General features: G+C 68.9%; 16 protein-coding genes. 8 read left to right on the top strand and 8 right to left on the bottom strand.

The annotated features are described in order from the left end of the window. Nucleotides 1-99: 99 nt before the first annotated feature. Nucleotides 100-459: a DUF7344 domain-containing protein gene (locus ACV7GQ_RS12000; protein ID WP_470310474.1), complete on the top strand. Its 360-nt coding sequence runs from the start codon at nt 100-102 to the stop codon at nt 457-459. A 103-nt stretch (nt 460-562) separates the two neighbouring features. Then, nucleotides 563-1327 carry an aldo/keto reductase gene (locus tag ACV7GQ_RS11995; protein WP_470310473.1) on the top strand — a complete coding sequence of 255 codons (765 nt, stop codon included), beginning with the start codon at nt 563-565 and terminating at the stop codon, nt 1325-1327. A gap of 20 nt (nt 1328-1347) precedes the next feature. On the opposite strand, the gene ACV7GQ_RS11990 is transcribed toward ACV7GQ_RS11995, so the two are convergent. The 4 genes from ACV7GQ_RS11990 to ACV7GQ_RS11975 form a co-directional block, all read right to left on the bottom strand. Further along, a complete protein-coding gene (locus ACV7GQ_RS11990) occupies nt 1348-1665 on the bottom strand; it encodes a hypothetical protein (RefSeq protein ID WP_470310472.1) in 318 nt (105 codons plus the stop codon). 72 nt (nt 1666-1737) lie between these two features. After that, nucleotides 1738-3042 (bottom strand): aspartate--tRNA(Asn) ligase, encoded by a 1305-nt coding sequence (aspS, locus tag ACV7GQ_RS11985; RefSeq protein WP_470310471.1) that lies wholly within the window; start codon nt 3040-3042, stop codon nt 1738-1740. A 271-nt stretch (nt 3043-3313) separates the two neighbouring features. After that, entirely contained in the window at nt 3314-5002 is a 1689-nt protein-coding gene (locus ACV7GQ_RS11980) for a methyl-accepting chemotaxis protein (protein ID WP_470310470.1), read from the bottom strand. A gap of 113 nt (nt 5003-5115) precedes the next feature. Further along, nucleotides 5116-5832, bottom strand: coding sequence for a phosphoglycerol geranylgeranyltransferase (locus ACV7GQ_RS11975; protein WP_470310469.1), 717 nt, complete (start codon nt 5830-5832; stop codon nt 5116-5118). Between the two features lie 150 nt (nt 5833-5982). Here ACV7GQ_RS11975 and ACV7GQ_RS11970 point away from each other — a divergent pair, with 150 nt between their 5' ends. From ACV7GQ_RS11970 to ACV7GQ_RS11960, 3 genes are read left to right on the top strand one after another with little or no spacing between them, the layout of a single operon-like run. Next, nucleotides 5983-6720: a DUF547 domain-containing protein gene (locus ACV7GQ_RS11970; RefSeq protein ID WP_470310468.1), complete on the top strand. Its 738-nt coding sequence runs from the start codon at nt 5983-5985 to the stop codon at nt 6718-6720. 41 nt (nt 6721-6761) lie between these two features. Then, a complete protein-coding gene (locus ACV7GQ_RS11965; protein ID WP_470310467.1) occupies nt 6762-7160 on the top strand; it encodes a Rieske (2Fe-2S) protein in 399 nt (132 codons plus the stop codon). 6 nt (nt 7161-7166) lie between these two features. Then, nucleotides 7167-7409, top strand: a complete 243-nt coding sequence (locus ACV7GQ_RS11960) for a hypothetical protein (RefSeq protein ID WP_470310466.1) — start codon at nt 7167-7169, stop codon at nt 7407-7409. A gap of 9 nt (nt 7410-7418) precedes the next feature. Here the strand turns inward: ACV7GQ_RS11960 and ACV7GQ_RS11955 are convergent, their stop codons facing one another. Next, nucleotides 7419-9902, bottom strand: a complete 2484-nt coding sequence (locus ACV7GQ_RS11955; protein ID WP_470310465.1) for a DNA topoisomerase I — start codon at nt 9900-9902, stop codon at nt 7419-7421. A gap of 358 nt (nt 9903-10260) precedes the next feature. Between ACV7GQ_RS11955 and gltB the strand changes: the two genes are divergently transcribed. Both gltB and ACV7GQ_RS11945 read left to right on the top strand, forming a co-directional pair. Beyond that, the gene (gltB, locus tag ACV7GQ_RS11950; protein ID WP_470310464.1) at nt 10261-14781 is read left to right on the top strand and encodes a glutamate synthase large subunit; all 4521 of its coding nucleotides are present in this window, start codon (nt 10261-10263) and stop codon (nt 14779-14781) included. After that, complete coding sequence (locus tag ACV7GQ_RS11945) at nt 14774-16246, top strand: glutamate synthase subunit beta (protein ID WP_470310463.1); 1473 nt, start codon at nt 14774-14776, stop codon at nt 16244-16246. The genes gltB and ACV7GQ_RS11945 overlap by 8 nt, the downstream gene beginning before the upstream one ends. Here ACV7GQ_RS11945 and ACV7GQ_RS11940 read toward each other — a convergent pair. Both ACV7GQ_RS11940 and ACV7GQ_RS11935 read right to left on the bottom strand, forming a co-directional pair. Beyond that, entirely contained in the window at nt 16243-16707 is a 465-nt protein-coding gene (locus tag ACV7GQ_RS11940) for a GNAT family N-acetyltransferase (RefSeq protein WP_470310462.1), read from the bottom strand. The two genes, ACV7GQ_RS11945 and ACV7GQ_RS11940, sit on opposite strands and share 4 nt — an antisense overlap. Before the next feature lie 57 nt (nt 16708-16764). Continuing rightward, nucleotides 16765-18168: an aryl-sulfate sulfotransferase gene (locus ACV7GQ_RS11935; protein ID WP_470310461.1), complete on the bottom strand. Its 1404-nt coding sequence runs from the start codon at nt 18166-18168 to the stop codon at nt 16765-16767. 143 nt (nt 18169-18311) lie between these two features. Here ACV7GQ_RS11935 and ACV7GQ_RS11930 point away from each other — a divergent pair, with 143 nt between their 5' ends. Beyond that, nucleotides 18312-18860, top strand: coding sequence for a hypothetical protein (locus ACV7GQ_RS11930; RefSeq protein ID WP_470310460.1), 549 nt, complete (start codon nt 18312-18314; stop codon nt 18858-18860). Here the strand turns inward: ACV7GQ_RS11930 and ACV7GQ_RS11925 are convergent. Next, nucleotides 18857-19723, bottom strand: coding sequence for a hypothetical protein (locus tag ACV7GQ_RS11925; protein WP_470310459.1), 867 nt, complete (start codon nt 19721-19723; stop codon nt 18857-18859). The genes ACV7GQ_RS11930 and ACV7GQ_RS11925 overlap by 4 nt on opposite strands. Nucleotides 19724-19771: the final 48 nt, after the last annotated feature.

The following is a 19771-nucleotide window of genomic DNA, read 5'->3' as shown; positions in this document are numbered from 1 at the left end:
GGCTAGGTGCCGTGTTGATGAATGACACTCCCCTTCGTACACATCACGATGAGCAATCAGTCATCCGACCCGGGGCCGGGGGAGGAGACGTGGCGTGGGATGACTCCGCAGGACCGGGGGCTCACGACGCCGACGGTGGACGCCGTGTTCGAGGCACTGTCGGACTGGCGACGGCGCGCGGTCTGTCGCTACTTCGCGACCTGTGGGGGAACGGGGGCCGACGTCGGGACGCTGGCCACCGCCGTCGCAGAACGGGGGCGAGAGGCCAGCCTCCCCGAGGCCGACACCGACGTCGAGGCCGTCGAGGCCGCACTGGTCGAGACGCACCTCCCGGAACTCCACCGCCTGGGTATCGTCGACTACGACGACCGGAGCGAGGCCGTCCGGTACTGGGAGTCACCGACCGTCGAGAAGTGGACCGAACACGCGGCGGCGGTCAGCGACCGCACCGAGTTCTGAGCCGCCCCCTCGTTCTCGACCGAGCACTGTCGCGTGGCGAACGCTACGTGGGTCGTGCCACCGTAACCGACACGCCCATCCGTTCGTCGGCCGAGCGGCCACTATGGACCTTCCACCGGTCGGTCTGGGGACGATGGGTATCGACACCCCCGACACCGTCACGACGGCTATCGACGCCGGCTACCGGCACCTCGACACGGCACAGGTGTACGAGAACGAACGCGTCGTCGGCGACGGCATCGCGTCGGCGGCCGTCGACCGTGACGCGCTGACCGTCGCGACGAAACTGTGGATAGACGCCCTCGCCGCGGACGACGTTCGCCCGGGCACCGAGGCGAGCCTCGACCGCCTCGGCCTCGACAGCGTTGACCTGCTGTACGTCCACCGGCCACGCGGGGACTACGACCCCGAGACCACCCTGCCGGCGGTCGACGCGGTCCGGGAGGCCGGCCTGACCACGCACGTCGGCCTGTCGAACTTCGACCCGGACCAGCTCGACACCGCCCGCGAGCACCTCGACAGCCCGGTCGCCGCCCATCAGGTCGAGTTCCACCCGTACTTCCGACAGGCGGCGCTCCTCGAGGACGCCCAGCGCCACGGCTACCCGCTGGTGGCGTACTCGCCGCTCGCTGGCGGGCAGGTGTTCGACGACCCGACGATACGGGCCGTCGCGGAGAAACACGACACCTCGCCTGCCGCCGTCAGCATCGCGTGGGTCACCGCCCACGACAACGTCGTCACCATCCCGAAGGCGTCCTCGCGGGCGCATCTCGACGCGAACCTCGCGGCCGCCGACCTCGAACTCGACGCGGACGACGTCGCGCGCATCGACGCCATCGAACGGCGCGAGGAACTGTTCCCGGAGTGACCCACCCCGGACGGCGGCAGTCACTGTTCCAGTTCTTCCGTGACGGCGTACTGCTCGCCGACCTGCTTCAGCGTCTCCCGCCGGAGGACCACGTAGAGTCCGAACACGGCGAAGATTGTGGCGAGGTAGATGTAGATGGCCGGCTGCGAGAAGTCGGTCCCGCCGACCGGGAACGTTCCGAACCGACCGAACGGCGTGTAGAGGGTCGGTTCGGCGTCGCTGAGGGCGAGCGAGGGGTCGATACGTTCCAGGGCGGGGTCGACTAGGAACGTGTACAGGAGGTGTGTCCCGACGACCGTTCCGGCCACCTCGACGGTGACGCGTCGCTGGCGGTCCATAGGGTCGCTGACGACTGCTGCCACAAAAATATCGGGGCGTCAGACCGCGTGGTGCCGTGGTCGCGCCGTCGCCTACGGACTCAGGCGCTGCCGGTCGCGCGGGAACAGCACGGCCTCACGGATGTTCTCCAGTCCGAGCATCGTCATGACGAGGCGCTCGCCGCCCAGTCCCCACCCGGCGTGGGGCGGCATGCCGTACTTGAACATCTTGGTGTAGTAGTCGAACGCCTCGGGGTCGAGGCCCTGCTGTTCGAAGCCGGCGACGAGGTGGTCGTAGCGGTGCTCACGCTGGCCGCCGGAGACCAGTTCCATCGACGGGTGCATCATGTCGAACCCGGTCGAGACCTCCTCGTCGTCGTCGTGGTCCTTGATGTAGAACGGCTTGATCTCGCTGGGCCAGTCGGTGATGAAGTAGTGCTCGCCCATCTCCTGCCCGAGGACGTGTTCGGCCTCCGTCGAGAGGTCGTCGCCCCAGACCAGCGGCTCGTCGAGTTCGCCGGTCGCGTTGATCTTGTCCAGCGCCTCCTGATAGGACAGGCGTGGGAACGCGCCGTCGGGCGCTTCGAACTCGTCCTCGAGGCCGAGCGCCTCGAGTTCGTCCGCGCAGTTCTCGGCGACGCCCTCGTAGGCGGCCTTGACGACGTGCTCGCAGGCGTCCATCGCCTCGGTGTGGTCGTAGAACGCCGACTCGAAGTCGATGCTCGTCGCCTCGTTGAGGTGCCGGGGCGTGTTGTGCTCCTCGGCGCGGAAGATGGGGCCGATCTCGAAGACGCGTTCGAGCCCGGAGCCGACCATCAGCTGCTTGAACAGCTGTGGGCTCTGGTTCATGAACGCCTCGCGGCCGAAGTACGTGATGGGGAACAGTTCCGTGCCGCCCTCGGTCCCCGTGGCGACGATCTTCGGCGTGTTGATCTCGGTGCAGTTCAGCTCGCGGAAGGCCTCGCGGGCCGAACGCAGGACCTCGGCGCGGATCTCGAAGATGGCCTTGACCTCCTCCTTGCGGAGGTCCAGCGTGCGGTTGTCCAGTCGGGTCGGGAGTTCGGCGTCGACCTTGCCCGAGGGGTCCAGCGGCAGCTCGGGGTCGGCTTCGGAGATTACGTCGACGCTCTGGGGCGTGACCTCGACGCCGGTGGGGGCCCGGGGTTCCTCCTCGACGGCACCCGTCACGGAGATGACGGACTCGCGGTGGACGTTCAGCCCCGTCTCCACGAGGTCGTCGTCCATCTCGTCTTTCTCGAACTTGACCTGAATCTTGCCGGTCGTGTCCCGCAGGATGAGGAAGGCGATGCCACCGAGGTCCCGGATCTCGTGGACCCAGCCGGCCACGGTGACTTCGTCACCGGGTTCGGCGTCCGCGGTGTAGGTGCGGTCGTCCATGGACATCCGTTCTGGTGGCCGGGACTTAAGGAAAGTCATTCGTAGCGAGGGAAGCGAGGGGCACGACCGGAGGGAGTTGCCCTCGGAAAGCGAGCGGGTGGAGAGTCCAAACTGGTTGGGTGGCCGCGTTAGATACGCACGGTTTCTTCTGTCTACCATGTCCGAGACAACCCTAGAGATAACGGGGTCGAACGCAGTCCTGCAGTCACCGGCCGACAGCGAGTGGCTGGCCAGCGACAGTATCATCGACCTGGCCGACTGGACCTGACGGTCAGAGATCGTCTGGCCGAAGCCGGGTCGGCCCTGTCCCTGTCTCCCCCCGCTCGGCGTCGGTCTCGTCGCCGGACGCGGGCCCGTCGTCCGTCGGCACCGCTACCTGTGCGTCAGTCACGTCGTCGGCCTCGTCGATGCTCGCGTCGTCGTCGCGCTCGAGCTTGAACAGGTCGACGAGCTCTTCGATGTTGTCGCCCGCCGTGCTCAGGGCCGTTGCTCGGTGCGCCACGGTGTCCATCGCCGCGGCCTGTTCGTCGATACCGCTCGCGATTTCCTCGACCGCCGCGCTCACCTGGCCGGCCATGGAGGCGGTGTCGTCGACGAGCGCGCTCACCTCCTCCGCGTCGTGTGCCTGTGACTCGACCGCGTTCGTGATCTCGGACACGCCGTCGCTGGTCTCGACGATTCGCTCCCGGATGGTCTCGAGCGTCTCGGCCGACTCCTCGACGGCGTCGGCCCCGACCGAGACGCGCCTGTTCGCGTTCTGGATGCTGTCGGCGAGATGGGTCGTCATCGCTTCGGCGTCCTCGATGATGCTGACGATGTCGTCGGCCGACTCTCGTGAGTCCTCCGCGAGCGTCTTGACCTCGTTCGCGACGACTGCGAACCCCTCACCACCGGTGTCGGCCCGGGCGGCTTCGATGTTGGCGTTGAGCGCGAGGATGTTCGTCTGGTCGGCGATGTCGCTGATAATGGCGACGATGTCGCCGACGTGTTTCATGTGGGCCTCCAGTTCGCTCATCTCCGTCGCGACGTCCGATGCGGCGTCGGTCGCGTCACGGATCTCTTCGAGGGCGTCCCGAATCGTCAGCACGCCCTCCTGTGTGAGGTCCTCCGCCGTCTCCGAACGCGCACTGATCTCCTGTGCCGTCGCGGTGATCTCTTCGATAGCTGCCGAGAGGTCCTCGACGGTCCTCTCGGCGGCTTCGGCCTCCTCGGCAACCCTGTTCGCGTCCGTCGCCATCTCGGTGCTCGAAGCATCTATCTGTTGGATGGAGGCCGTGACCTCCTCCGTCGAGGCACTCAGCGTGTCGCTCGTCGCGGCGATGGTCTCGGACTGGTCGTCGAGGCTCGAGACCACGTTGCGGACGTTGCTCACGGCCCGGAGGAGGTCGTCGTTCATCTCGACGAACTCCTCGTAGACGGCCTGCACCTCCTCGAAATCGGACTCCGGGGGTTCGACCGTCGGGTCGATGGTGAGGTCGCCGTCGCCGAGGTGCCTGAGCTTCGCTCGGAGGTCGTCGAGCACGTCGCGCTGGTAGGCCTCCAGGACCTCGGTCCGCTCACGGCGTTCGATGCGGGCGTCGATGTTGCGGTCGATCTCGACCGCACCGATACACGTCCCCGAGTCGTCGTAGACCGGCCTGACCGTCCGGCTGACGTTGATAGAACGCCCATCGACGACGAACACCTCTTCCCGGTCCTCGATGACCGATTCGCCGGCGATAGCCTCCCGTGCGGCGTGGCTCACACCACTCCGGCTATCGAGGAGCGACTCGGGTTCGACACCCACCACGGTGTCCCCGTCGACACCGAACAGGTCGCGTGCGCGGTCGTTGCACTGCGTTATCTCGCCATTTGCGTCCAGTACGAGTGTCGGCATCCCGAGTCCAGCGAGTACCAACTGGTCCGGGGCAGTGTCGTCGAGGTCGACGTCTGATCCGTCCTGACCACCAAACAGAACCATGCGAACAGATGGCTAATGGTCTACTTATCTATTATGCAGATTATCATCGGTTGAAAACTCGAGTCCGTCACCCGTGACGGTGCACTGCCTACGAACCGCTGCCTTCCCGTCGTCTACTGCGGGGCTTCGGCCTTCGCGTCCTGTGCGCCCTTGACCGTCTCTCGCACCGCGTCGACGCCCTCGTCGTGGACGAGGTCGCCGACGATGATGGTGTCGGCGTGTTCGGCCATCGTCCGCGCGGAGTCGTAGTCGTGGATGCCGCCGCCGTAGAACAGGGTCGCGTCGTCCAGGATGTCGGCCGCGGCGGCGACCTTCTCGGTGTCGCCGAGCATCCCCGAGTACTCGACGTAGACGATCTCCTGTCCCAGCAGGTGTTCGGCGGCCTCCGCGTAGGCGGCCACCTCGTCGGCATCGAGGTCGCAGTTGGCCTGCGTGTAGGTGGCGACGGAGGCGTCGGGGTTCATCACGATGTACGCCTCGGTGAAGGTCCGGGACCAGTCTATCTCGTCGTCGATGCGGATCCACTCCTTGTGGGCGCCGGTGATCCAGGTCACGTCGCCGGCGTTCATCACGACGGGGATGAGGTAGCCGTCGTGGCGGTCGCTGTGGACGACGGAGGCGGGGTTCGACGGCTCGATGTAGACGGGGATGTCGTGCTTCCCGCAGGCGTCGACGACCCGTTGCATCTTCTCCTCGGTCATCCCGGTCGTCCCGCCGACCTCGATGGCGTCGGTGCCGGTCGCCGCCACGTCCTCGAACGTCTCGCCGTCGACCAGCGTCTTGTCTGGGTCGATTTTGACGATGTGGTCCCAGTCCGCCCAATCGCTCATACCGCTTTGACTTTTGCCTGTGGTCATAACGGCTTCGGATGGTGGAACGGACCTGTCGAACAGGCGAGGAGTCCACGCCCCGTTCGGGACCGTATTCGTCCCGGACACGACCGCACAACGCTTTTTCGCCGTGGGTCCCTCCGACGGGATATGGACTCCGCGGGCGGGAGCGAGACGGCCGTCGACGCCGCGCCGACGACGCTGGCGCAGCGACTCCTGATGGCGACGCGCGTCGGGGACGACCCGGCCCCGCTCCTGACCGCGCTCTCGGGCCTCGACGAGCCGGCGCTGGACGCCGTCCGCACGGACCGCTTGACGGCGCTGGCGTTCTGGTTGAACTGCTACAACGCTGGCACCGCGATGCTGGTCGAGCGACGCCCCGACCTCTACGAGAGTCGGCTCCGCTCGCTGCGGTTCTTCAGGGCACCGGTGGTGACCGTCGCCGGCCACTCGCTGGGACTGGACGCCATCGAACACGGTATCCTCCGGGGCTCCCGGTCGAAGTACGGTCTGGGGTATCTCCCGAGGCTCCTCCCGGATAGCTTCGAGCTCCGCTACCGACTGGCCGACCCCGACCCGCGCATCCACTTCGCGCTGCACTGCGGGGCCGCGAGCTGTCCGGCCATCAGGGCCTACGACCCCGACGCCGTCGACGAGCAACTCGACACGGCGACGCGGACGTACCTCGATGCCACCGTCGAGTACGACCGCGAGCGCGGCGTCGTGCGGGTGCCCCGTCCCTTCCGATGGTTCCCCGGTGACTTCGGCGGGCGGCGCGGCGTCGTCGCGTTCCTCCGTCGGTACGACCAGATTCCCGACGACGAGACGCCGACGCTCCGCTACCTGGAGTGGGACTGGTCCCGGGACACACCGACGTTCGTGGAGTGACGACCACCAGTCCTTAGCCGTTCGCGGTCCAGCACTGCCGTATGCACCAGCTGACGACCGTCGAGACGGTCCACGAGTCGGGGTCGTACCTGTTCACCGCGACGGGGCCGTACGGCGACCGCGAGGAGGTCGTCGTCGTCCCCTGCGAGGACGGCGTCGAGGCGTGGGTCAACCGCTGTACGCACGAGGACCAGCGCTTCGACACCGGCCGCGGCGTGCCGATGCGCGACGGCCAGCTCATCTGCCCGCGCCACGGGTCGCTGTTCGACGCCTGCGAGGGCGACTGCGACAACGGCGAGGCCGCCGGGACGACCCTGCCGGGGGTCGACGTCGCCGAGCGCCACGGCACCGTCTTCCTCGTGGACGACGACTACGAGTTCCACCACGAGGGCGGCACGGACGACGACGGCCCGAGTTCGACGTCACACCTGCAGTTGTAGCCACAGATGCCAGACCCAGACGACCCGTCCGACGACGAAGACCCGCGCCCCGGCGACAGGGACGCCAACGTCATCGACCGCGAGGACCTGCGTGCGGGCGTCGTGACGTGTCCGCTCTGTGGCCGCCAACTCGCCGACCCGATGGCCAACGCCGTCGTCTACGGCGTCGTCGACACCGTCACCACCGAGAACGTCGACGCCATCGAGTGTCCGGTGTGTGACGGCGTGACGTTCGTCGTCGACGAGTGAGGCGCCCGGTCAGGCCTCGAGTTCGGACTGCCAGTCCTGCACCTGTCCGGCGCTGACGCCCTGCACCTCGGCGGCGATGCCGTCCGGGTCGGCCGCCCGCAGGTCGTCCAGCGACTCGACGCCGGCGGCCGCGAGCTTCTCGGCCGTCGCGGCGCCGATGCCGTTCAGGTCTTCGAGGTCCTCGACGGCGTTGCGGGCCTGATACTCCTCGAAGTTGCAGATGGGACAGCCCAGTTCCCAGGGGTCGTCGCTGTCGGGGTCGACGACGAGCTCGGGGAGGTCGTGCTCCTCGCAGAACGCCTCGGTCACCTCGATGTCGCCGTTGCGGGGGAGCGGGAGCGAGTAGTCGCAGTCGGGGTAGCGCGTACAGCCGACCAGCCGCGACCCCGAGCGGAGGTGCTTGATGGCGAGTTCGCCGCCCTCCTCGTCGTGGCAGTCGGGGCACGGCCCGATGACCTCGTCGTCGCTCTCGTCGGCCTTCTCGGCCTCGCAACGGGGACAGCCGTGGACGAAGGTGTCCCGGCCGGCGAGCATCTTCACGTGGTGCATGTCGTGGTCCTCGCAGTGGTCGTCCAGCACGAGCGGTTCGCCGGTCGACGGGAGCGGCAGCGTGTTCCGACACTCGGGGAAGCCGTCACAGCCGACGAAGTACGACCCCTGTCGAGAGCGGCGGACGAGCATGCTCTCGCCGCACTGGGGACACGGCCCCAGCGTCTTGTCGGCCTTCAGCGACTCCTGTAGGTGTTCGCCGATCTCCTCGCGAGAGGCGGCCAGTTCGTCGAACACCCGCTGGAGCATCTCGCGGGACTCGTCGGCCACCTCGTCTAAGGTCGCCTCGCCGTTGGCGATGCGGGTCATGTCCCGCTCCAGTTGGGCCGTCATGTCGTCGCTGACGACGCGGTCGGCGAACTCCTCGGCGGCCTCGACGACGGCGTTGGCCAGCGCCGTCGGCCGCGGCGGGTCGCCCTCGATGTAGCCGCGGTCGTACAGTTTCTCCAGCGTGTTGTGCCGGGTCGCCTTCGTTCCCAGGCCCAGGTCCTCCATCGTCTCGATGAGGCGAGACTGGCCGTAGCGGCGGGGTGGCTGGGTCTGTTTGGCCTCCAGTCGGACGTCCGAGATAGCGAGTTCCTCGCCCTCCTCGACGTCGGGGACGTGGTTCTCGCTGGCGCTGGAGTAGGGGTAGACCGCGTGGTAGCCCGGCTCGACCAGGCGCTTGCCGTTGGCCTTCAGCGAGCGGCCGCCGGCCTCGCTGACGACGCGCAGGCGCTCCCAGGTCGCCGCCTCCGCGACGGTGGCGAAGAAGCGCCGGACGACGAGCTCGTATATCTCCCACTCGTCCTCGGATATATCTGCCTTCGACGGAATCTCGCCGGTCGGGTGGATGGGCGGGTGGTCGGTCGTCTCCTCGTCGCCCTCGGTGGCGACGATGTCGTCCTGTTCGAGCAGGGACTCGGCGTCCTCGCCGAAGGTCGGCGAGCCGACGAACTCGTCCAGCAGGACGTCTTCCTCCAGGTCGTCGGGGTAGACGGTGTTGTCCGTCCGGGGGTAGGTCATGTAGCCGGCCGTGTACAGCTCCTCGGCGATGGACATCGCGCGCTGGGCGGAGTAGCCCAGCGAACTCGCCGCGGAGATGAAGGCGGTTGTGTTGAACGGCGTCGGCGGACTGTCGGTCCGGGTCCGGCGGCGGACGCTCGTCACGGTGGCCGCGTCGACGCTCGTCAGGTCGGCGTAGGCGGCGTCGGCGTCGGCCTCGTTCCAGACGCGTTCGGCCTCGCTCCCGTCGTCGTCGTAGAAGTACTGCGCCTCGAAGCCCGACCCGTCCTTCTGGAGGTCCGCGAACAGCTCCCAGTAGTCCTCGGGGTCGAACGCCTCGATCTCGCGCTCGCGGTCGACGATGAGCTTCAGCGTCGGCGACTGGACCCGGCCGACCGAGATGAAGTCGTCGCCCAACTGCCGGGCCGACAGCGAGAGGAAGCGGGTCAGCGCCGCGCCCCACACGAGGTCGATGATCTGGCGGGCCTCGCCGGCGGCCGCGAGGTCGAAGTCTATCTCCTCGGGGTCGGCGAAGGCGTTGCGGACCTCGCGCTCGGTGATCGAGGAGAAGCGCACGCGCGAGACCGGGATGTCCGTCTCCTCGCGGATGAGTTCGTAGGCCTCCTTCCCGATGAGCTCGCCCTCGCGGTCGTAGTCGGTCGCGACGACGGCCTCGTCGGCCCGGCGGGCCAGCGTCTTGAGCGTGGTGACGATGTTCTCCTGGGTCGGTTCCTTCGTCACCTCGGCGTCGATGAGTTCGGCGGGTTCGACGTCGCGCCAGTCGTTGTACTCCGGCGGGAAGTCGACACCGACGACGTGGCCCGAGAGCCCGACGACGCGGGTGTCGCCCCACCGGTAGACGTTGACGCCGTTCCGTCGCTCGGCCGTCGCGCTCCCCTCCGAGAGGATCTCGGCGATGCGGCGGGCGGCGTTGTCCTTCTCCGTGATGATCAGCTCCATCGGACACCACCTGCGGTAGTCATTAGCGGTCGCTACGCCCGGAGACGTTCTAAAGACTTTCGGCGAAAATCGGCCGACAGCGCGGGTGTGCGGGCGCTTGCGGGCGCACCTACACGCACGCGCGGTGGAGGCCAGACCGGGCGCCACGCGCCCGGAACCAGTAGCCGAACGGCCGCTCGGACTCGCGCCGGGAGTTGGACAATATATTGGTGTATTGACTGTACTAGTGTGTTATTAGTTAACTTTTAACAAGGAGGGTCACGACTACCCGCTCGTTCCGGCATCGACCTGAATCTGTCCGGCGCGCGACGAGGTGTCGGTGACGCACACCAGCACACGCGACACTCACTCAGCGCCCGTGACGCGAACCGACGGCGACACGACACTGTCCGACCCCCACGACCAGCGTGCGAACTGTGGCGTCGGGGTCCTCGTGAACCTCGACGGACGGCGCACGCACGACGTCGTCGAGGACGGGTTCGAGGTGCTGGAGAACCTCGACCACCGCGGCGCGCGCGGCGCGGAGGCCAACACCGGCGACGGGGCCGGGATGCTCGTCCAGAAGCCCCACGCCTTCTTCAGCGACGTCGTCCCCGACCTCGGCGGCCACGACGAGTACGGCGTCGGGCAGGTGTTCCTCCCGCAGGCCCCCGACCAGCGCGACCGATTGCGTGGCCTCCTTGAGAGCGCGGCCGCCGACGAGGGGCTCGAGGTGGTCGCGTGGCGCGAGGTGCCGACGGACGGCACCGGCCTCGGCGAGACGGCGCTGGAGAGCGAACCAGCCGTCTGGCAGGTGTTCGTCGAACCGACGGCCTCGCTCGCCCCCGAGGAGCTCGACACACGCCTGTACGTCCTGCGCCGGGTCGTGGAGCGGCGGGTCGACGAGCGCGACCCGCCCGGCGCGGACCGCTTCTACGTCTGCTCGCTGGACCGCCGCACCGTCGTCTACAAGGGCCTGCTGACGAACGGCCAACTCCGGTCGTACTACCCCGACCTCTCGGACGAGCGGGTCCGGACGAAACTGGTCTTCGTCCACGCGCGGTTCTCGACGAACACGCTCGGCGCGTGGGAACTGGCACACCCCTACCGGAAGGTCGTCCACAACGGCGAGGTCAACACGCTGCGGGGGAACCTCAACTGGATGGCCGCCCGCGAGTCCGACCTCGCCAGCCCCGAACTGGACGGCCACGTCGAGAAACTGACGCCCGTCACCCACGCCGACCAGAGCGACACGGCCGTCGTCGACAACGTCCTCGAACTCCTCGTGGAGGGCGGGCGCTCGCTCCCGCACGCCCTCCGGATGCTGGTTCCCGAGGCGTGGCACGGCGACGACGCCATGGACGCCGACCGGCGGGACTGGTACCGCTACCACGCGACGGTCAACGAACCGTGGGACGGCCCGCTCCTCGTGGCGGCGACGGACGGCGACCGCGTCGGTGCGGTGCTGGACCGCAACGGCCTGCGTCCCTGCCGGTACCACGTCACGACCGACGACCGACTCGTGATGGCCAGCGAGACGGGGGTCCTGGACGCCGACCCCTCCGAGGTGGTCACGAAAGACCGCCTCCGGCCGGGGCAGATGTTCTACGCCGACCCCGACGAGGGCCGCATCGTCCCGGACGAGGAGGTGTTCGACCGCCTCACCGACGAGCGGTACGGCGCGTGGGTGTCCCGCGAGCGCGTCGACCTCGCGGACCTCGTGGACGGGAGCGACCCGCCACCGTCGTCGCCGGCGGACGCCGACGTCCGCGCCCGGCAGCGAGCCTTCGGCTACACGCGCGAGCATCTGGACCGCCTCGTCGAACCGATGGCCGAGGCGGGCAGCGACCCCATCGGCGCGATGGGCAACGACACGCCGCTGTCCGTGCTCTCGGAGCGCAACAAGACCCTGTTCACGTACTTCAAACAGCTGTTCGCGCAGGTGTCGAACCCGCCGCTGGACTACATCCGCGAGGACGTCGTCACCTCCCTGTACACCCACGTCGGCCGCCAGCGGAACCTGCTCGGCGAGACGCCGGCCCACGCCAGACGGCTGTTCTGCGAGTCGCCGATACTCTCCCGGACGGAACTCGCCGCCGTCGAGCACGTCGACGAGAACGGCATCCGCGCGGCCACCATCGACCTGACCTACGAGAAGGGGGCGACGACCCTCGAGGCCGCCGTCGAACGCGTCCGCGAGGCGGCCGACGCGGCCATCGACGACGGGTGCGAGGTGCTGGTCCTCTCGGACCGGGCCGTCGGCCCCGACCGCGTGCCGATTCCGTCGTTGCTCGCCGTCGGCGCGGTCCACCACCACCTCGTCCGCACCGGCCGTCGCACGCGCGTCGGGTTGGTCCTCGACTCCGGGCAGCCCTGTGCGGTCCACCACGTCTGCACGCTCGTCGGCTACGGGGCCGACGCGCTCTGTCCCTATCTCGCCTACGAGAGCATCGACGCGATGGTCGGGGACGGCGTGCTTGAATGCGACCGCGAAGCGGCGCTGGCGGCCTACCGGCACGCCCTCGAGGACGGCCTCCAGAAGGTGATGGCCAAGATGGGCATCTCGACGCTGTCGAGCTACAAGGGCGCGCAGGTGTTCGAGGCCGTCGGCCTGGACTCCGCGTTCGTCGCGGAGTACTTCGCGGGCACGACGGCCCGCACGGAGGGCATCGACGTCGACGACCTGGAGGCCGACGTGCTCGAACGCCACCACCACGCCTTCGAGGCCGACGCCGGCACGACCCTCGACCCCGGCGGCGAACTCTACTGGCGACGCGACGGGGAGTTCCACCAGTGGAACCCGAACACCATCGGCAAACTCCAGTACGCCGCACAGGCCGGCGACTTCGAAGCGTACCGGGAGTTCGCCGAGATGGTGAACGACCAGCAGGAACGCCTCCAGACGCTCCGGGGCCTCCTCGAACTCGACACCGAGGGCCGCGAGTCGGTCCCGCTGGACGAGGTGGAACCCGTCCACAGCATCGTCGAGCGGTTCTTCACCGCCTCGATGTCGTTCGGATCGCTCAGCGAGGAGGCCCACGAGACGCTGGCCGTCGCGATGAACCGCATCGGCGGGACCGCCTGCTCCGGCGAGGGCGGCGAACCCGTGGAGCGGTTCGGCACCGAACGCGAGTGCGGGAACAAGCAGGTCGCCTCCGGGCGGTTCGGCGTCACCGCGACGTATCTCGTCAACGCCGACCACCTCGGCATCAAGATGGCACAGGGGTCGAAACCCGGCGAGGGCGGCCACCTCCCCGGCGAGAAGGTCAACGAGATAATCGCCGAGACGCGCAACACGACCCCCGGCGTCCCGCTCATCTCGCCGCCGCCCCACCACGACATCTACTCCATCGAGGACCTCGCGCAACTCATCCACGACCTGAAGTGCGCGAACTCGGACGCCGACGTCCACGTCAAACTCGTCTCCGAGGCCGGCGTGGGCATCATCGCCGCCGGCGTCGCGAAGGCGAAGGCCGACGCCGTCCTGATTAGCGGCCAGTCGGGCGGCACCGGCGCGTCGCCGAAGACGAGCATCAAGTCAGCCGGCCTCCCGTGGGAACTGGGCGTCGCCGAGGCCAATCAGGTGCTCCGGGCGAACGACCTGCGCTCGCGCATCCGGGTGCGCGTCGACGGCGGCATGAAGACCGGCCGCGACGTCGTCGTGGCGGCGCTGCTGGGCGCCGAGGAGTACGGCTTCGGGACCGCGCCGCTCGTGACCTGTGGCTGTATCATGCTCCGGAAGTGCCACTGCAACACCTGCTCGGTCGGCGTCGCCACGCAGGACCCGGACCTCCGGGAGAAGTTCCCCGGCCGACCCGAGTACGTCGTGAACTACGTGACCTGCATCGCACAGGAGGTCCGGGAGTACATGGCCGCGCTGGGCGTCCGGTCGATGGACGAACTCGTCGGTCGCGTGGACCTGCTCTCCCAGCGCGAGGTGACCCACGAGCGCGCCGACTCCGTGGACCTCTCGGCGCTGCTGACCGTCCCCGAGGGCGGCGAGCGGCGACAGACCCGGACACAGGACCACGGACTCGACGGGAAACTCGACCACGAACTCCTCGACCGGGCCAGACCGGCGCTGGAACGCGGCGAGTCCGTCGACGTCTCGCTCCCGATTCGCAACCGGGACCGGACCGTCGGGGCGATGCTGAGTTCCGAAGTCGCCGCCCGCTACGGCGAGGCCGGCCTCCCCGACGACACTGTCACCGTCGACTTCGACGGGTCGGCCGGTCAGAGCTTCGGTGCCTTCCTCGCGTCGGGGGTCACCCTCTCGCTGTCCGGCGACGCCAACGACTACGTCGGGAAGGGCCTCTCCGGCGGGAAACTCGTCGTGCGGACGCCGGCCGAGGCGGCCTACGACGCGACGGACAACGTCGTGGTCGGCAACGTCGCGCTGTACGGCGCGACGGACGGCGAGGCCTACGTCAACGGCGTCGCCGGCGAGCGCTTCGCCGTCCGGAACTCCGGCGTGACGGCGGTCGTCGAGGGCGTCGGCGACCACGGCTGTGAGTACATGACCGGCGGCGTCGTCGTCGTGCTGGGCGAGACCGGCCGGAACTTCGCCGCAGGGATGTCCGGCGGCGAGGCGTACGTCCTCGACAGGGACGGCGCGTTCCGCGACCGGGTCAACACCGGGATGGTCCACTTCGAACCGCTGGACGACCGGGACCGCCGCCTCGTCGAGCGCATGGTCGAGAACCACTACCGCTACACCGGCAGTGACCGCGCCCGCGAGGTACTGGACGACTGGGAGACGGCCGTCGCCCAGTTCGTGAAGGTGATGCCCGACGCTTTCGCCGCCGTGCTGGACGACCGACTCGCCGAGGGCGAGGACCCGCGGGCGTCGCTCCCGCCGGAACCGGCGGCCGCCGCAGAACGGGTGACCACGGATGACTGAGCCACATCCGAACGGCTGGCGCGACCACGACCGGGCCGACATCGAGAAGCGCGACCCCGCGGAGCGGGCCGACGACTTCGACGAGATATGGCAGGAGACGTGGGACGCCGAGACGCTCCGCGAGCAGGGCGAACGGTGCATGGACTGTGGCGTCCCCACCTGCATGAGCGGGTGCCCCATCGGCAACGTCGTCCCCGAGTGGAACGACCTCGTCTACCGCGACGACTGGAAGCGGGCGCTCGAACGGCTCCACGAGACGAACAACTTCCCGGAGTTCACGGGCTACACCTGTCCGGCCCCCTGCGAGAGCGCCTGCGTCCTCGCGTACAACGACGACCCGGTGACCATCAAGAGCATCGAGCGCGCCATCGTCGACGTCGGGTGGGCGGAGGGGTGGATTACGCCCGACCCACCCGACGAGCGCACGGGCTATCACGTCGGCGTCGTCGGGAGCGGCCCGGCGGGGCTGGCCGCCGCCCAGCAACTCGCCCGCGTGGGCCACCGCGTCACGGTGTACGAGCGCGACGACGCGGTCGGCGGCCTCATGCGCTACGGCATCCCCGACTTCAAGTTCCGGAAGTCCCGCATCGACCGCCGAACCGACCAGATACGTGCCGAGGGCGTCACGTTCGAGACGGACACCGAAGTCGGGACCGACGTCGCGGCCGACGCCCTCGTCGCGGACCACGACGCGGTCTGTCTCGCCGTCGGCGCACAGCGCCAGCGCGACATCGACCTGCCCGGGCGTGACCTCGACGGTATCCACTTCGCGATGGAGTATCTCCGCCAGACCAACCGCGAACAGGCGGGCGAGGACGCCGCGCGGATTCCCGTCGCGGGGCGCGACGTCGTGGTGCTCGGCGGGGGTGACACCGGGGCCGACTGCGTGGCGACGGCCCACCGACACGGGGCGTCACAGGTCGTCCAGATCGGCATCCGGGAGCGACCACCCGAGGAACGACCACCGAAGAACCCGTGGCCCGAGCAACCGAAGACCTATCACGAGACGTACGCACAGGAGGAGGGCGGGACCGAGGCGTTCGGCGTCGACACGCAGGCGTTCCTCGACACCGACGGCGACGGCCACGTCGACTGCCTCGACGCCGAGCGGGTCGAGTGGAGCTACGACGACAGCGGCGAACGCGCCGAGAAGACCGTCGTGGACCCCTCGCTGGAGATCTCCGCCGACGTCGTGTTCGTCGCCATCGGCTTCACCGGCCCGACGAACAACCCGCTCGGGGAACTGGGCGTCGAACGGGCCGCCGACGGGACGTTCGAGACGGACGAGCGGAAGATGACGGCCGTCGACGGCGTGTTCGCGGCCGGCGACGCGACCCGCGGGCAGTCCCTCGTCGTCTGGGCCATCGGCGAGGGCCGAGACGCCGCCCGTCACATCGACGCCTACCTCACCGGCGAGTCGGACCTGCCGCCGAGTCTGGAGACGGACAACCCGGCGTTGCTCTAGTCCGGGGCGAGCGCCTTCTCGACGCGAACCCGCTGGACCTCGTCGTCTCGCTCGCCCGTCCCGTCGCGCTCGAACCCACGACTCTCGAAGAAGCCGACGGCGGTCCGCGGCACGGCAGCGGAGAGTCGGTCGCGGCCCGCCTCGCGTGCCTCCCGCTCCAGCCGGTTCAGCAGGGCACTCCCACATCCCCGTCCCTGGTGTTCGGGCGCGGTGTACAGCGCACCTATCTCGCCCGTCTCGGTGTTCACGGCGCCGTAACCGACGGCCGTGACGTCGCTCTCGCCGGCGAGGACGACCCACGCCGGGTCGGTGACCCACTCTCGCAGACGGGCGTCCGGCGACGCCACGAGGTCCGCGAACGCCGCGCGGTCGTACTCGCCGGTGAACGCGGCCTCGATGGCCTGTCTGCGTATCACGTCGAGCGCGGGGACGTCGGCGGCGGTGGCTTCGCGGACGTTCATACGTGGTCGGACGGCGCGGCGCCCGTCGTCGGCACTTCGACCGCCTGCGGGTTGACGCTATCGCCCGGTCACTGGGCCGGCCGCCGACCGCGACCTGGCCCAGCGGTAGCCGTAGACGCCCGCCTCCGCCAGGAGCCACCCGACCAGCAGCAGGCCCGCCAGCGCGGCGTAGAACAGGCCCCACCCGCTCATCCACACCGGGCGGAGCCACGGCGCGTAGTGGCCCCAGAGGGTCCCGAGCTCCTCGCCGACGCCGGACAGCGGCGTCCCGGCGACCGTCGCGGTGATGAACGTCCCGACGCTCGTCTGCTGGCCGCTTCCGGCGACCAGTCCCGCGCTCCCGGTTATCTCGTAGGTCCCGGTCGCGTTCTGCTCGCGGATGGTCGGGCCGTTCGAGCCGTCGCCGTGGGCCACGCGCTCGGCGTCGTAGGGCCCCCACGTCGCGTAGTACTCCCAGACGATCTCGCCGGTCGGCGTCACCTCGATGACGCGGTGGTTCAGCGTGTCCGTGATGAGCGTGTTGCCGTTCGGGAGCCGGTCGGCGTCCCGGGGCCAGTTCAGCGAGTCGGACCCGACGGACCACGTTCTGGTCCACGTCCCGTTCGTGTACGCGTACTCGACGACGCGGTTGTTGCCGCTGTCGGCGACGAGCATCGTCGGCGTCCCGTTCTCCCCTTCGAGGTAGTCCGGGTTGTGCTGTTCGCGGAGGACGCTGTAGTCGTCGTCCGACCCGAGTCGCATGTCGATGGCCTTCGTCGTCCGGTTGATGAGTAGCACCTGGTCGAAGTTCCGCGGCGAGATCAGGAACTGGTCGTCGCCGACGGCGTCGACGTCGTTGCTGTGGCTCCAGTCGTGGTTCATCCCCCCGTCGGTGCTGTTCGGGAGGTGGTTCCGGTAGCGCCAGCGCCACGTCACCGACTCCGTCGTCAGGTTGTAGACGACGATCTCGTCGTTCGACACCTTCCGGCTCTCGTTCCACGCCCGCATGTGCGAGACGACCAGCGCGGTGTCGTTGAGCTTGTCCACGTCGTGGGTGTCCTCGTAGGGTAGCAGCTGCTCCCACTCGCGCTCTTTCGTCTCGGGGTCCAGTTCGTAGACCAGGGTGTTGCCCGAGCGTGGCGAGACGACCAGCAGGTTCCCGTTGGGCAGCGGGTCGACGTCGAAGAACCACGCGTCGGTGCCCTGTCGGCTCTGGTAGGTCCAGTTCAGCCCGCCGCGTTCGTCCAGCGCCACGAGCCGCGCCGGCTTCTTCGGGTTCGTGTTGCCCCGGAACGTGTAGCCCTGCGTACTGACGACAGTCGTCCCGTTGGCCGGGTCGGTCACCGTGCCGCGCTGGAGCGACCCCGTGTCGCTCGGTTCGTAGGTCAGGGCGCTGGCGACCGACGGCGTGAGCAACGCGAGGACGAGCAACAGGACGACGCCACGGGCGAGCGTACGGCGCGAGGGACGACCGGAGAGCACACTCCTTTTCCGGGGGTCCCGGGATTAAACGCTTCGAGAATTGGTGGACGGTCGGTCGTCGGTTACGCTCCGGTTGCTCGCCGGTTGTACACGACCGGTCCGAACTCCGATGCCCTCTTGTCGCCCTCGGCCGAACCTCGCGCATGGAGCGACGCACCGTCAGGGCACTCCGTGCCACCGTCGCCGCCCTGGTCCTCGCCACGGCCGCGTTCCACCTCTGGTGGGGCCTGCCGCGGAGCATCGTCTACTTCCAGGCCTACGGCCTGTTCCCGGCGGGCGGTATCGTCCCGGACCCGCGGCCGTACCTGTTCGTCGTCTTCGCGGTGGTCCTGCTGTCCGGCCCCTACCTCGTGACCCGCCGGGTCGTCAGCCTGCGAACCGCGTACGTCGGGGGGACCGTCCTGCTCCTCGGCTCTATCGCCGCGTGGGTGTTCTGGCACGCGACCGGTCACGGGGCCTTCCTCGCCGACGGGGTCCGGGCCGCGTCCACCGGCGGCGGCCACAGTCACGGGAGCCAGAGTACGGTGTTCCTCATCCTCGACCACTTCGACACGGAACCGCTGGAGACGGCCATCAAGACCATCGAGTTCCTCGGCGTCGCCGTCTTCGTGACGCTCCTCTGGAAGGACCCCGCTATCGTTCCGACGGACCGCGCAGAACCGGCCGAGACCGACAGCGCCAGCGAGGGTTAGGCGTCCGTCGCCGTCGACCGGTCGGTGACGGTGACGGTCTCCGACCGCTGGCCGTCGGGCCACGACAACACGAGGTCGTACTCCTCGCCGGCCAGTCGGTCCAGCGGTGCCCCGTCGCTGGCACTCCACGTTATCCGTGTGCTGAAGCTGACGCTCTCACCGGCCGCCACGTCGCGTTCCAACAGCGTCGGCCACACCGTCGCCCGCGGGACGGTCGCCCGGAACGTTCCCGGTCCCGTCCCCACGTTCGCGACGGTGAGGTCGGCGACCAGCGAGTCGTCGGGCGACACGGTGTCGGGGACCGCGAACTCGCGCACCGCGAACGACGGGTCGCCGGTCAGTCGCTCGCGCCGCGTCTGTGGGAGGTCGTGTGACCACGCCTCGCCGTATTCGAGCGTCGCACTGTCCACGGTGTCGCGCACGTCGACGACGAACCCGGTGACCGTCTCGTCGTCGGCGACGCGGTCGGTCGAGTTCGCGATGGTCTCGAAGTCCGCGTAGGTGTCCGCGGGCGGTTTCGGGGCGTACCGCTCGCCGTCGACGACCAGCGAGAACGCCTCCGGGTCGACGCGGCTCTCGTCGACGTAACTGGCGAACACCAGTTGGGTCCCGTCGGGCGACCCCGAGACCATCCGACTGTCCACCATCGCGGTGTGGACGACGCTGTCGGTCACCCAGACCGTGCCGAGGTCGGGCGTCACGGCGTCGGTCTGTTCTACGGCGGTCGTCGTGGTGACGGTCCGTTCAGCCGTGGTCGTCGTCTCTGTCGCGGGCGGGTCGTCCCCGGTCCCGAGACACCCGCCGGTGGCGAGCAACGCGGTACAGGCCGCGAGGACCGAGCGGCGAGAGCGCTGGGAGGGCATACACCGCGGCTACCGAGGGTGGCGGTAAATATCTTCTATCGGACGTCA

The sequence above is a fragment of the Haloarcula sp. MBLA0163 genome (assembly GCF_055632435.1).
Note: the sequence above shows the minus strand (reverse complement) of the source record. Positions and strands in the feature narration are given on the sequence as shown.